Genomic DNA, 14,553 nt, shown 5'->3' on the forward strand with positions numbered 1-14,553 from the left:
TGCTAAGCAAGGGCCATGTCACCCCGAGCTTGTCAAAGCGTACGAGCGGGGGAAATAGCAAAGCGGTTAATGCTTCGACAAGCTCAGCATGACAGATTCATAAATAATAAAGGCCTGTCACCCTGAGCTTGTCGAAGGGTACGAGCGGGGGCTAAATAGCAAAGCGACGAGTGCTTCGACATGCTCAGCATGACAAAGCACTACTAATTCTTCTTTGGCAAATGCACTTCAGCCATCATACACCTTGCGCTACCACCGCCGTTGGTTTCAATGGTGCTGATGTCAGCATATACCGGTTTGCTGTAACCCGATAATATTTCCCGCTGTTCATCATCAAGCGAGTTCCAGGCACTGGCCGACATTACGATCAGGCTTTCACCTGCCTCGTTTTGCACCTCCAGCATGTTGCCGGCAAAATGGTTCATCTGGTCGAGCGAGATATTGATGATCTCTTTACCGCTCGATTCAATAGCATCTATTACTGCTTCCAGTTGTTCGTCGTCGGTTATCGTGTCAAGGCATATCACTACATATTGCGTGGCTACGGCCATCAACACATTGGTATGGTAAATGGGTTGTCCGCTGGCATCAAATGCGTTAAATAATACGGGTTTGTATCCGGCCTGTTCGCAAAAAGTGCGCAACACACCCTCATCCGTACGTGGCGACAGGCAGGCATAGGCTATCTTGTTGTCCCTGTCTAAAACCATGCTGCCGGTGCCTTCTAAAAACTTATTTTCAACCTCAAAACGGCTTAGATCGGTAATATGCTCTATGGTAAAATTCTGCTGTAGGTCGCGAATAATATCTTCCCGGCGTTCCAACCTGCGGTTTTCTGCCTGCATGGGGTACAGGTATACGTTACCATCATTATGAAAGGATACCCAGTTATTCGGGAATATCGAATCGGGTGTATGCGGTTCGGCGGTGTCATTTACTGTAATAACGTTCACGCCATTATCGCGTAGCAATTGTACAAAGCCATCAAACTCCTGTAATGCCTTTTGTTGTACATCAGTTTGCTCCGCATTTTTGTTTTGAAAAGCATTACTGCCGGCGGTCTGCTCGTTAAAGCCAAAAGCCACCGGGCGTATCATAAGTATATTTGATGTTGTTTGCATGTTTTTTAGTTCATGGGTAATGGTTCATAGATTATAGTAGTTTGAGGTTAAAGATCATGATTGGTAGGATACATACACATAATATTCCATGAACTATGATCTATGAACCATTAACTAACTTATCCGATCGCCTCCCTCCACAGCGGCATACTCATACAGTGGAAACCGCCGCGGGCGCGGGATAGCTCTGCCGATGGTATGAGTACCAGCGTATTGATCAATGTTTGCGGATTTAGCTCATCCTGCTCAAACTTTTGTAGTAATTCAGCCACAGGTATTATGTTAAAACCTTGCTCTATAAATGCTTCAACTGTTTTATCATTACGGTCGTATCCTAATACCACGCCCTCTTTTACAGCCAGTAGGTTGCACGAATCCGTCCACTGCTCGCGGGCATCAAAAGGGAAGGTGTTATTGCCCGAGTAAATGAATTTCACTTCGCCCTCATAACCCAGGTCTTTATGGCTGATGTCAGTCAATAATTCCTCAATATTATCAAATGTCTTAGGCTTTTTACCTTGTCTGAATTGCACTATCTCAGTTTTTTCCTTGCTTTTTTTATCGGCAAACCATGCCGCCGGACCAGCTTCCTTTTCTGGCTTCTCCGCTATAGCCAGCGAATGCAGAATTACCCACATATCGCGCCTAACCTGGGTAAACACGGTATCAATATGCATATAATCGCGCTTGTTGGGTATTTTAACAACGGTTACCTTTTTTACTACGTTATGCTCAAATAGTAATTTAATGGCTTCATCCGCGCCGCTGGTTGAGGTGCGCTCGCTGCAACCTATAACGAGGTGGTCAGGGCTTACCATCATCACATCGCCGCCTTCAAGCGTGGTTTTTTGTTCGTTATCCTCGCCGGGGCGTAAAAAGTGGTGCACGGTTTCCGGTATCTCCAAAATATTATCACGAAACCTTGCGAATAGCGGATGGTTAAAAAATATATATCGCATTAACAGCGTTTCGCGAAAGCGGGCTTTTTTAGCAGGCTTGTTAAGCAGCACGTAATTATTTATAGCAATACCTATATCCCTCGAAAATATCAAATTGGGGATCGGCGCGAATATCATCTCGTCATCATTCAGCGCGCCGGATATAAATATTTTCGCCAGTTGAACAGCGTCGGTATCAATCAGCCTCAACTGCATACGGTAGCTGCAGCCTTCAATAGCGCAAACAGAGGCCACCAGTTTTTTGCGTATGTCGGTTTCCTGCAAAATATCGCTCAATAGCACTTGTAGTTCAAGTACTTTGGTAGACGCGTGAAAATCCTTATTGTCAGGTTTAAAAAATGAGCGATCAATATCAACCTTATCAAGATTGCCTTTTATCTTATTCGGATCGAGAAAATAGAGCAGCAGTTTTATATAATAATCATACTCTTTTTTGCGGAGTGTATCCAAATGTACAATATCTTCAAACAGCCAGTCCTGCGCTTTGGATGGCACTACTTTACCAAGCCCGCTATCCGGACTATGAATTAGCACAGCACGCAGGCTGCCAATTTCTGAGGTTACATTTATCCTGAAATCTTTATCGTTAAGCGTCATAAAAGGTTATAATCAACAAATCTATCACAAAATATGGTACTCGTGTAGCTACTGTTATTTTTTACGCTCAACTCACATCATTTTAATTAATTTTGGCGGATGAATTTTATTACTGATGCCGCCATTAAGGCCGTTAAGGAACTTTATAATACTGATATTACCGCTGATGCCATTAGCCTCCAGGAAACCCGCAAGGAGTTTGAGGGCCAGCTAACCATAGTGACTTTTCCGTTCACCCGTTTTTCGCGTAAATCGCCGGAGCAAACCGGTACCGAAATAGGTGAGCACATTAAAGCCAACATTAGTGAGGTGTCCGCATTCAATGTAATAAAGGGATTTTTGAATATCTCTATTGCTGATGATTACTGGCTGAATACGCTGTATACTCAAATACTGTCGGCTGATTTTGCCAAACCGCAAGCCAAGGGCCAAAAAGTAATGGTAGAGTATTCATCACCCAATACCAATAAGCCGCTGCATTTAGGGCATATACGTAACAACCTGTTAGGTTATTCGGTTGCGCAGATATTGGGCGCGGCAGGGCATGAGGTTATTAAAGCTAACCTGGTTAATGACAGGGGGATACACATCTGTAAATCAATGCTGGCCTGGCAAAAATTTGGCAATGGCGAAACACCGGAATCATCAGGCTTAAAAGGCGATCATTTAGTAGGTAAGTACTATGTGGTATTTGATAAGGAATACAAAAAGGAAATAGAAGCTTTAAAAGCCGAAGGCCAAACCGAGGACGAAGCTAAAAAGAACGCCCCGCTGATAAAGGAAGCGCAACTGATGCTGCAAAAATGGGAGGCGGGTGACGAGGAAGTAATCAGCCTGTGGAAAACCATGAACAGTTGGGTATATGCCGGTTTTGATGAAACGTATAAACACCTTGGTGTTGATTTTGATAAGTTCTACTACGAATCAAACACCTATTTGTTAGGTAAGGATATTATTGAGGAAGGCCTTGCAAAAGGCGTGTTCTTTAAAAAGGAAGACGGTTCTGTTTGGATAGACCTGACTGAAGACGGCCTCGACCAAAAACTGGTGCTGCGTGCCGATGGTACCTCGGTTTATATTACGCAGGATATTGGTACTGCACTGCTGAAATATAATGATTTTGGCATGGATAAGTCGATCTACGTGGTAGGTAACGAGCAGGATTATCACTTTAAGGTACTCTTCCTGATACTGCAAAAACTGGGTAAAGCGGATACCAATAGCCTGTTCCACTTGTCGTACGGTATGGTTGATCTTCCGTCGGGCAAAATGAAATCACGAGAGGGTACGGTGGTTGATGCCGATGATTTGATGGACGAGATGGAAGCGACCGCCAGGCAACGTACCGAAGAATTAGGCAAGGTTGAAGGTTTCTCAGACGAAGAAAAAAACGCCTTATACCATACCATTGGTATGGGGGCTTTGAAATACTTTTTATTAAAGGTCGACCCTAAAAAACGTTTGTTGTTCGACCCGAATGAGTCGGTAGATTTTCAGGGACATACCGGGCCGTTTATACAGTACACCCACGCGCGTATCAAATCGGTACTGAACAGGGCAGGGGTTGATTTTACGGAGCGTACAAGCGTGAATACCCTTGCAGCCGAGGAACGTGAACTGATTGTATTGCTCAACCAGTTTCCGGATATAGTAGCACAAGCGGCAGAGGCTTATAGCCCGGCAGTTATAGCTAATTATGTTTACGAACTGGCCAAGGCATACAATAAGTTCTACCACGAACACTCCATTTTGCAGGCCGAGGATGAAATATCCAAAAAATTCAGGCTGCAATTATCAGCCGCATCAGCCAAAGTAATTAAGAAGGGCATGGCGCTGTTAGGTATTGAGGTGCCCGAGCGGATGTAATATAAAAGGGGCTTACGCCCCTTTATTGTTTTAGTTCAGATGATATTCTTCTATTTTACGGTAAAGCGTTGTTAACCCGATACCAAGCACCCGGGCAGCTTCGGTTTTGTTGCCGCGGGTATGTTGCAATACTTTAAAAATGTGCTGCTTTTCAACACTTGCCAAATCGAGCGAAGAACTTGTTGTTCCGCCGGTGTTGAACCTGAAATCCGATGGTAGGAGGTCGGCGGTAAGGGTATCGCCTTCAGCCAGTATCACGGCACGTTCCATACTGTTCTTTAACTCTCGGATATTGCCTTTCCAGTGATGATTATTCAGCAGGCTGATAAACTGCTCATCCATTTTATTGATACGGCTGTTTACTTTGGCTGCAAATTCGTCCAGGTAATATTTTGCAAGCAGGTTAATATCACCCTTACGCTCATTTAATGATGGCAGCGTAATGGTAAATACCGACAAACGATAAAAAAGATCTTCCCTGAAATGTCCTGCCTCAGCCTCTTTCATCAGGTCGCGGTTGGTGGCGGCCAAAATACGTATGTTCACTTTGGTAGTTTGGGTATCGCCCACTTTAATAAAGGTTTTACCCTCCAGTACACGCAGCAATTTGGCCTGTAACTCCAAACTCATTTCGCCTATTTCATCCAAAAAAATAGTGCCGTATTGCGCTTCCTCAAATAAGCCTTTTTTATCCTTAACAGCCCCGGTGAATGCACCGGCTTTGTAGCCAAATAGTTCGCTCTCCAACAATTCGGGGGTAAAGCTGCTGCAATTAACAGCTACAAAAGGCATCAGCCTGCGCTCGCTTTCGTAGTGTATGGCCGATGCGAAAACTTCTTTACCGGTACCGGTTTGCCCCAACAATAATACCGTGGTATTGGTAGCGGCAACTTTTCGGCCTAATGCAATGGCTTCAGTTATTTGTTTTGATTGGCCGATGATGTTAGCAAAACTGTATTTTTTGCTAAGCTTTTTTTCAAGCTCGTAAACCTTGAGTTGCAAGGCCGCTTTTTCAACCGCCTGGTTAAGCAGGGGTATTATCTTTTCGTTATCGTCGCCTTTAATAATGTAGTTAAAGGCGCCGTTTTGTATAGCCTTTACAGCATCATTTATAGTGCCGTAAGCAGTCAGGTTAATCACTTCTACGTACGATCGTACTTCCTTAATATTCTTTACCAGGTCAACGCCATTTACATCGGGCAGCTTAACATCACTTAGTACGGCCATAATGTTTTCGCGGGCAAGTATTTTTAAACCCTCTTTGCCTGTAGCTGCCTCGAATACCTCAAAGCCCTCTAATCCTATAATTCTTGATAATAAACCACGCAGTTTTTCTTCATCATCAATAATCAGGACCTTGGGTTTCATTGTACAATTATTTTGTGCAAATATATTTAAAAGAGATGTTTTAAAGCAGGGCTTACTCAGTTGTTGATTCTTATTCCCTGCGGCTTTCAATAGTGTATACAAAGCTTTCGGCTTTATAAAAACCCAGGTTATATTCAATAGGCCGTTCAGCCTGATCGTACACAAAACGTTTGCGGGATAGTATGGCACTGCCCGCGTCTATTTCCAGTTTTGCGGCAATAAATTTATCAGCCTGCCGCGCGCTGATCTCTTCTTTTGACACTATGGCCTTTACAGAATAATCCTGCTCAAGCAATTCGTATAGCGGTCGTTTAAAATCTTCGTCGCCGTTGAGGCCAATCCTTGGATGAAAGTAGGAGATAAAATAAACGAATGGCTCGTCCATATCGCCACGAAGGCGCTCCATTTTAAGTACTTTTTTATCAGGCTTGATGTTAAAAAAATTGGCTATGGCTTCATCAGGTAATACCCATGATACATGCAGCTCATAATTGCGTATCGTGATTCCCCGGGCCTGCATTTCCTGCGAAAAGCTAAGCCAGTTCATTGATTTTGAGCTGATCTTCATGTGCGCTACCTTGGTACCGAATTTCTTTTTACGTACCAGTAAGCCCTCAAATACCAGCTTGTTAATGGCCTGGCGCAGCGTTGTACGAGATATGGCCAGCTTTTTTGCCATATCAACCTCATTTGGCAGGTTTTTTCCGTTCTGATATTCAGGTTCCTGAATTAACTGCCTCAAAAAACTTTCGGCCTGTATGTGCAGCGGTATCGGGCTTTTATGATCAATTGAGATCTTCATTAACTCAAATTATGTATTGCTGTATGTATCATCAAATGTATAAAAAATTGAATAACGGCAATTGTAAATAAATATATGTTATTATGTTTGTACATAAGTAAACCAATCTTAATATTTTATGCTGATGAAAAAAATCCTTGTTTTGGTATGTTTGGTATTCGCCGCACAAATTGATGCAATTGCTCAGCAGGTGCAAAACAAACAACTGGCCGCAAAAATACTGAATGATAAGCGGCTTGATACCATACAGCAACGTGCCCTTAATTTGTTAAATGGGTTTTCGGCAGGTACCTCATATAACGAGGTTTGGATACGTGATCTGAATACATTTATCAAGGGTTCGCTAAAAGTGCATCCGCCTGAAACGGTGAAAAATATGCTGCTTATGTTCTTTAAAATTCAGGGGGATGATGGTAACATTGTGGATGGTTTGGTTGATACCGCTAAGGCGCATGTGGGTTACAACTATCGTTACTCTAAACTACTGCCTGCCTGGGCGGCGCATAAAAACACGGTTGAAACCGATCAGGAATCATCACTTATACAAGCCGTACGTAAGTATATTGAAGTTACCGGCGATCGCTCGATACTTGATAAGGTGATTGACGGCAAAAGCGTAATGCGCCGTATGGAAGATGCCATGATGTATGTTTTGAATGAGCGGTGGTCGGCTAAGTATGGTTTGGTTAAGGGTGCAACAACAATTGATTGGGGTGATGTACAGCCCGAGAGCGGATGGGGGGTGGCCATCAACAACAAAACCAAATGGGCGGTTGATATTTATGACAATGCCATGTTTGCCATTGCCCTGCACGATCTGATAGCCGTTAAACCACAGCATTACAAAACCATGCGTAACTGGAACGCAATTGCCACTGCGCTAAAAACACAGGTGCGCAAACATCTTTGGCTGGCATCAAAAGGTAAATACAAACCGCATATCTATTTAAATGGGAGTCCGTTTAAGCCGGGCTTTAATGAAGATGCCATTTTGTATACAGGTGGTTCTGTTTGCGCCATTATTGCCGGGTTTAATACATCCGCAGAGGTGAGGACGATATTGAAACAGATGCAGGCAGCCGCGAAAAAGGAAAAATTTGCTACCATAGGCATTACCGTATATCCGCCGTATCCGGCAACCGAGTTTCCGAATATGCACCCGTATAATTATCAAAACGGTGGCGACTGGACATGGTTTGGCGGGCGTATTGTTGAAGCCTTGTTGCCTTATAACATGTCTATGGAGGCATATAGTATGCTTGAACCAATGCTTAACCGTACATTAAAGTTTAAGGGGTTTTATGAATGGTACAATGTACAAACCGGCGAGCCAAAGGGCTCGGGAGATTTCAGAGGCGAGGCCGGGGTATTGTTTGAGGCGATAAGCTTACTTAAAAGCTGGGCGGTACAAACAAAATAATTACATCGGTACCACTTAAAGTATTTTGACGTATTATGATAAAAATCAGGCAAAAAAGCATTAAAACTGGCCTGATTTATTATCATTGTACATGACCAATTTGAAACAAACCCTAATTTATTTTTTAGGAAGTGTAGCTGTTTTATGCGGAAATGCACGGGCACAAAATATCGCTAAGCCCGATGATAACCGTTTTACCAAAGTAATATTACAGCCTAAGCTTGAAGAACCTATGCAATTCCAGGTTTTGAAGGATGGCAGTGTGCTTTATGTGGAACGCAAGGGAAAGATCAAGCTGTATAATAATGCCACCCGAAAAATGGAGCTGATAGGCGAGATACCCGTTAGTACCGAATATGTGAGTAAAACCGGCGAGCATAGTGAGGGCGAGGATGGCTTGCAGGGTATCATTCTTGATCCGGAATATGAAAAGAACCATTGGGTATATATATACTATTCGGCTACGGATGCAGTGGTTAACCGCTTGTCGCGCTTTGTATGGGCAGGAGGTAAATTAAACAGGGCTACCGAAAAAAAAATACTGGATGTTAAAGTACAGCGTGAAGAATGCTGCCATGTGGGCGGTGGTATGCTGTTTGATAAAGACAGAAATCTTTACCTGAGTACTGGTGATAATACCTTTTCCCGCTCGTCTGACGGGTTTACGCCGATTGATGAGCAACCGGGCGAAGCTCCGCGCGATGCGCAGAAATCATCATCAAACACAAATGATCTCCGCGGAAAAATACTCCGTATACATCCTGAACAGGATGGCAGCTACACCATACCCGAAGGGAACCTGTTTGCCAAAGGCACAGCGCAAACCCGCCCCGAAATATACACCATGGGTAACCGTAACCCGTGGCGGTTAACCATTGACAGCAAGACCGGCTGGTTATACTGGGGTGAGGTGGGGCCCGATGGCTCTAACGGCTCAGAGCTTCGCGGACCGCGTTCATATGATGAATTTAACGTAGCTAAAAAAGCGGGTAATTTTGGCTGGCCTTACTTTAATGGTACCGAGGCCTATCGTTATTATGATTTCGCCACAAAAAAGTCGGGTGAGTGGTGGGATCCGGCTAAGCCTGTTAACAATTCGCCTAACAACACCGGCTTGAAAGTGCTGCCCCCAACCGTTAATCCGCTAATATGGTATCCTTATGCCGCCAGCGATAGATTTCCTGAAATGGGTAGCGGTGGCCGTAGCGCGGTAGGCGGCCCAATATTCCACGCTGCTGATTTTAAAAACGCTAAATACCAGTTTCCTGCATATTATGAGGGTAAATGGCTGATAACGGATTGGGTGCGTGGTTGGATTTTAGCTGTTACGCTGGATGATAATGGCAACTATACCTCAATGGAGCGTTTTCTGCCTGACTTAACCCTTCGCGGACCTATCGATATGAAATTCGGCCCTGACGGCAGCCTGTATGTACTTGAATACGGTAACGGTTATTTTAAGGATAACCCGGAAGCCGAATTGATCAAGATAGAATACAATGGTGGTAACCGTAAACCTGCCGTTCAGGCATCGGCTGATAATACGGCAGGTGCTGTGCCATTTATGGTAAGGCTGTCATCAAAAGGCACAACCGATGCTGATGGCGATAGATTAAGTTACAAGTGGAATGTAACGCGCAATGGCATTCTGGTAAAAATAAGCACCGAAGCTAACCCTCAAATTGTTTTAGCTAAACCGGGAAAATACAAAGCCTCATTAACAGTTAGCGACAGCAAAGGCGCAAGCAACAGCAAAAGCATTGATCTGTCTGCAGGTAATGCGGTGCCTAATGTTAAGTTTTTGTTTACTAAGGGCAATTCAAGCTTCTTCTTTCCGGGAAAAACTGTTGCCTATAAGGTTACGGTGAATGATAAGGAGGACGGTAGTTTGGCCAATAAACGCATACAGCCATCACAGGTATCTGTATCAATCAATTATTTGTCTGAAGGGTTTGACATGACCGCCATCGCCCAAAAACAAAATAATTTTGATGCCTCGGCACAATTCGCCACAGCTAAAACGCTGCTAAAAAAGAGCGATTGTTATGCATGCCATGCGGTTGATGCCAAATCATTAGGCCCGTCATTCACGCAGGTTGCAATAAAATACAAGGGTGATAAAGGTGCTGAAGACCGCCTCACCAAAAAAGTTATAGCGGGTGGCTCAGGTGTTTGGGGCGATGCCATGATGCCGGCACATAGCTCAATGCCCGAAGCGCAGGTTAATGCCATAGTGAAATATGTACTAAGCCTGAGCGAAAAAAAGGTAGCGCCTAAAAATTTACCGGTAACAGGCACTTATGTAACTAATGAGCAGCCGGAACAAACCAATAAAGGGAGTTTTATATTCCGTGCTGCTTACCGTGATAAGGGAACCAAAGCAGCAGCGCAGCAAACGGGTGAGAGTATTATTGTACTGCTTAACCCGATGGTGCCTGTGGCTAACGCCGATGGTTTTAAGGGTATAGAGGTTGACAGGGCTGCATCAACAGCTAAAATAACCACTGCGCAGGCTTACATACAATTAAAAAATATTGACCTTACGGGTATAAAAAGCATAAAGCTTCAAGGGGAAAATATAAACAGCTTTACAATACATAGCGGCAGCCCGGCAGGTAAAGTAATTGGCGAAACAAGTAACGGCCAGGCTAACATAACCGCTTTGGGCAAACAGGACATTTACTTTGTATTTGGTGCAAAGGGTGGGCTTGTAAAATCGATATTATTTAGTGACTAATTTTTAATGATACATATTGAACAAGCCGTTCGGATCAATTCAGAACGGCTTGTTTGTTTTTGGCTGATAATGTTTTAATGATCGAACAAAGTACTGTGTTTATAGGTTTAACGTTATGTTTTAAAGATTAAACAAAGGATTCAAAAATAGCCGCGATCAATCGTTTTGGCATTTAAACATGCTTTTTTGGCTATATTTGCAATGCCTCTAAAATTTATCGACGTTGACAAAAACTATATTCATCGCATCAGCCGAACCATACAGCGGCAAGTCTGTTATAACCCTCGGCATAGTTGACATGCTATTGGGCAAGGCGCAAAGGATAGGTTACTTTAAGCCTATCATCAATACCGACCCCGCAGAGTTTAAGGACATACACATTCAAACCATCCTGTCGCATTTTCAGTTGCCGCTGGCCTTTGAGGATACTTACGCCTTTACCCGCGCCGAAGCATTGCAGCTTTTAAATGAGCAAAGCCAGGGTGAAATGATCGATACCATTATTACCCGCTTTAAAAAGATAGAGGAGAATTACGACTTTACGGTAATTGAGGGTAGCGACTTTACGGGGCAGGGCACAGGCTTTGATTTTGAAAGCAACATGCTAATTGCCCGTAACCTGAATGCACCGGTGGTATTGGTAGTTTCAGGCGATGGAAAGTCAATATCCGAGATCATACAGGATGGTTTGAACCTGTTTCATGCCTACCAGTCGCGCGAGATACAGGTACTGGCATTGGTAGCTAACAAGGTACAGCCGAATCATGCTGATGATGTTCGGAAGTTACTCGCGTCACAACTGCCCAAAGGCGTGATCAGCGCGGTAATATCTGCCGATAAAGCGCTGCAAAACCCTACGGTAAGCGATATATTCGGGCATCTGGATGGCCGCGTATTATTTGGCGGAGAGCACCTTACCAACCAGGTTGATAACTTTGTTACCGGGGCAATGCAGGTTCCCAGCTTTTTAAGCTTTTTAAAGGATAATGTGCTCATAGTTACCCCAGGCGACAGGGGCGATATTATAATCAGCTCATTGCAAGCCAATTTATCATCAAGCTACCCGCGTGTTGCAGGTATTGTACTTACAGCCGGTGTAGTGCCCGAAGAACCCGTTATGCGCCTGATAGAAGGTTTGCAAAACGTAGTACCCATTATAGCGGTTAACGGCGGCACCTTTGAAACAACCAACAAAATAGCATCAGTAAAGGCACGTATAACGCCCGATAATACCAAGAAGATACAATTGGCCATTGATACATTTAACCGTTGTGTTGATACCAACGCCCTGGATGAAAAGATGGTAACTTACCATTCTGATGCCATGACACCGCACATGTTCCAGTATCAACTGAGCAAATGGGCTAAAAAGGAGATCAAGAACATTGTGTTACCCGAGGGTAATGATGACCGCATCATATTAGCTGCGGGCAGGCTTATCGCGCAGCAACTGGTTAAGCTAACACTGCTGGGTAACCCAACAGAAATCGCGGCTTCTATTAAGCGTTTAGGAATCGACCTGGACATAAACGACATCACCATTATCGACCCTGCAAACTCCGGCCACTATGAGGATTATGTAGAAACACTATACGAGTTGCGTAAAAGCAAAAACCTGACCATGGAAATGGCCCGCGACTTAATGACCGATGTATCTTACTTCGGTACCATGATGGTTTACAAAGGCCATGCTGATGGGATGGTATCAGGCGCGGTGCACACTACGCAGCACACCATACGCCCGGCATTGCAGTTTATTAAAACCAAGCCCGGTATATCAACGGTGTCATCCATCTTTTTTATGTGTTTGGAGGATAGGGTATCTGTATTTGGTGATTGCGCCGTTAACCCAAACCCGACAGCCGAGGAACTGGCACAGATAGCTATTTCATCAGCCGATAACAGTATGCGTTTTGGTATTGAGCCGCGTATAGCCATGTTGTCATACTCGTCTGGTACATCAGGTGCGGGTGAGGATGTAGAGAAGGTGCGCCGCGCTACCGAACTGGTAAGGCAGCAACGCCCTGACCTAAAGGTAGAAGGCCCGATACAGTATGATGCCGCGGTTGACCCGGTTGTAGGCCAGCAAAAGCTACCGGGATCTGAAGTAGCAGGGCAGGCCAGCGTACTTATATTTCCTGACCTTAATACCGGCAACAATACTTACAAAGCCGTGCAGCGTGAAACAGGCGCACTGGCTATCGGCCCTATGTTGCAGGGTTTGAATAAACCGGTTAACGATTTGAGCCGCGGTTGTACTGTTGACGATGTTTTCAATACCGTGATTATTACGGCTATACAAAGCCAAAACGCGTAGGCGTAAACAATACTAATTTTATACATGAATATATTTGTAATTAACTCGGGCAGCAGCTCAATAAAATATCAGTTATTTCACAGCGAATCAGTCGACCCGGTATGCAGCGGTTTGGTTGAAAGGATAGGCCTTGCCGACTCGCTGATAAAACATACTGTATTTATTAATGGTGAAGAAAAAGTAACCAAACTTGAACTCAGCATACCTGATCACGAGGCCGGTATGTTCGAGGTTGAAAAGTTATTGGTACAGCCTGGTATCGCTGTAGTCCATAATCCGGATGATATTCACGTAGTGGGACATCGTATAGTGCATGGCGGCGAAACCCTTACCGAAACTACTGTTATTACCGAAGAGGTAAAAGATAAGCTTAAACAGCTATATCCGCTTGCGCCGCTGCATAATCCCGGCCATATAAAAGGTATTGAAGTAGCGCAAAGCATCTTTAAAAAAGCTACACAAGTGGCAGTGTTTGATACGGCATTCCATCAAACTATGCCCGAAAAAGCATACCGGTACGCCATACCTGAAAATTTTTATAAAGACTATGGCATCCGTGTATATGGCTTTCATGGTATCAGCCACAAATATGTATCGGGCAAGGCAATTGAGTATCTGCAAAAACCTGATGCTAAAATAATCACTATACACCTTGGTAATGGCTGCAGCATGGCGGCTGTTAACGCGGGCAAATGTATTGATACCAGCATGGGTTTAACCCCGCTTGATGGCCTTATAATGGGTACCCGCAGCGGCAATATTGATGCTTCGGTATTATTATACCTTATAGAGCAGCAAGGTTATGATGCCGCCGAGCTCACAGCGCTGCTTAACAAAAAAAGCGGTATGTACGGGCTTACCGGTTACAGCGACATGCGCGACATTACAAAACTGATAAACGAAGGCAGCTATGCCGCCTCATTAGCCTACGAGATGTATGCCTATCGCATCCGCAAATTTATAGGTGCTTATAGTGCTGCCATGAACGGACTGGATGCTATTGTATTTACAGCAGGCGTTGGCGAGAACGATGCACTGGTACGTGAAATGGCTTGCCGTGAAATGGATTTCCTGGGTATTGATTTAAATGTTGAAGAGAACACACGGCGTAAACCCGGCTTGCGCGAAGTAAATACCCCGGCATCAAGGGTAAAGGTGCTGGTTATACCAACTAACGAGGAGCTTGAGATAGCGCAGCAATGTAAAGTGTTATTGAATAATTAAATTAAGCATTGTAATAATTCAAAGGCCATGATAAATATCATGGCCTTTGTTGTTTATAAAATGTCGATGTAAAATATTCATCAGTATTTGTTTAATACATTTATGTTATTATGTTTGTACATATAAACATATACGTATGTCT

Annotated in this window: 9 protein-coding genes; 5 read left to right on the forward strand and 4 right to left on the reverse strand. The window is 44.0% G+C overall.

Going from position 1 to position 14,553, the window contains the following annotated elements; all coding sequences use genetic code 11:
- Window positions 1-203: 203 nt before the first annotated feature.
- Window positions 204-1,121 (reverse strand): citrulline utilization hydrolase CtlX, encoded by a 918-nt coding sequence (gene ctlX, locus LJ707_RS03135; RefSeq protein WP_228949276.1) that lies wholly within the window; start codon window positions 1,119-1,121, stop codon window positions 204-206.
- Between the two features lie 119 nt (window positions 1,122-1,240).
- On the reverse strand, window positions 1,241-2,677 hold the full coding sequence (locus LJ707_RS03140) for an arginine deiminase family protein (RefSeq protein WP_228949277.1): 1,437 nt from the start codon (window positions 2,675-2,677) through the stop codon (window positions 1,241-1,243).
- 99 nt (window positions 2,678-2,776) lie between these two features.
- On the opposite strand from LJ707_RS03140, the gene argS reads away from it, so the two are divergent.
- Window positions 2,777-4,543 (forward strand): arginine--tRNA ligase, encoded by a 1,767-nt coding sequence (gene argS, locus LJ707_RS03145; RefSeq protein WP_228949278.1) that lies wholly within the window; start codon window positions 2,777-2,779, stop codon window positions 4,541-4,543.
- 30 nt (window positions 4,544-4,573) lie between these two features.
- Here argS and LJ707_RS03150 read toward each other — a convergent pair whose 3' ends face one another.
- Window positions 4,574-5,911, reverse strand: coding sequence for a sigma-54 dependent transcriptional regulator (locus LJ707_RS03150; protein ID WP_228949279.1), 1,338 nt, complete (start codon window positions 5,909-5,911; stop codon window positions 4,574-4,576).
- A 70-nt stretch (window positions 5,912-5,981) separates the two neighbouring features.
- Window positions 5,982-6,713 carry a GntR family transcriptional regulator gene (locus LJ707_RS03155; RefSeq protein ID WP_228949280.1) on the reverse strand — a complete coding sequence of 244 codons (732 nt, stop codon included), beginning with the start codon at window positions 6,711-6,713 and terminating at the stop codon, window positions 5,982-5,984.
- A 124-nt stretch (window positions 6,714-6,837) separates the two neighbouring features.
- Between LJ707_RS03155 and LJ707_RS03160 the strand changes: the two genes are divergently transcribed.
- The 4 genes from LJ707_RS03160 to LJ707_RS03175 all read left to right on the forward strand — a co-directional run bounded on the left by LJ707_RS03160 (window position 6,838) and on the right by LJ707_RS03175 (window position 14,411).
- Window positions 6,838-8,133, forward strand: coding sequence for a hypothetical protein (locus LJ707_RS03160; RefSeq protein WP_228949281.1), 1,296 nt, complete (start codon window positions 6,838-6,840; stop codon window positions 8,131-8,133).
- Window positions 8,134-8,224: 91 nt separating this feature from the next.
- The gene (locus tag LJ707_RS03165) at window positions 8,225-10,870 is read left to right on the forward strand and encodes a PQQ-dependent sugar dehydrogenase (protein ID WP_228949282.1); all 2,646 of its coding nucleotides are present in this window, start codon (window positions 8,225-8,227) and stop codon (window positions 10,868-10,870) included.
- Window positions 10,871-11,093: 223 nt separating this feature from the next.
- Window positions 11,094-13,187, forward strand: coding sequence for a phosphate acetyltransferase (gene pta / locus LJ707_RS03170; RefSeq protein WP_228949283.1), 2,094 nt, complete (start codon window positions 11,094-11,096; stop codon window positions 13,185-13,187).
- A 24-nt stretch (window positions 13,188-13,211) separates the two neighbouring features.
- Entirely contained in the window at window positions 13,212-14,411 is a 1,200-nt protein-coding gene (locus LJ707_RS03175; protein ID WP_228949284.1) for an acetate/propionate family kinase, read from the forward strand.
- Window positions 14,412-14,553: the final 142 nt, after the last annotated feature.

Source organism: Mucilaginibacter sp. UR6-1 (genome assembly GCF_020880975.1).
Classification (GTDB): domain Bacteria; phylum Bacteroidota; class Bacteroidia; order Sphingobacteriales; family Sphingobacteriaceae; genus Mucilaginibacter.

Coding starts and splice junctions, on each gene's coding strand:
- ctlX (WP_228949276.1), bottom strand. CDS start 1,121: ATGCAAACAACATCAAATATACTTATGATACGCCCGGTGGCTTTTGGC.
- LJ707_RS03140 (WP_228949277.1), bottom strand. CDS start 2,677: ATGACGCTTAACGATAAAGATTTCAGGATAAATGTAACCTCAGAAATT.
- argS (WP_228949278.1), top strand. CDS start 2,777: ATGAATTTTATTACTGATGCCGCCATTAAGGCCGTTAAGGAACTTTAT.
- LJ707_RS03150 (WP_228949279.1), bottom strand. CDS start 5,911: ATGAAACCCAAGGTCCTGATTATTGATGATGAAGAAAAACTGCGTGGT.
- LJ707_RS03155 (WP_228949280.1), bottom strand. CDS start 6,713: ATGAAGATCTCAATTGATCATAAAAGCCCGATACCGCTGCACATACAG.
- LJ707_RS03160 (WP_228949281.1), top strand. CDS start 6,838: ATGAAAAAAATCCTTGTTTTGGTATGTTTGGTATTCGCCGCACAAATT.
- LJ707_RS03165 (WP_228949282.1), top strand. CDS start 8,225: ATGACCAATTTGAAACAAACCCTAATTTATTTTTTAGGAAGTGTAGCT.
- LJ707_RS03175 (WP_228949284.1), top strand. CDS start 13,212: ATGAATATATTTGTAATTAACTCGGGCAGCAGCTCAATAAAATATCAG.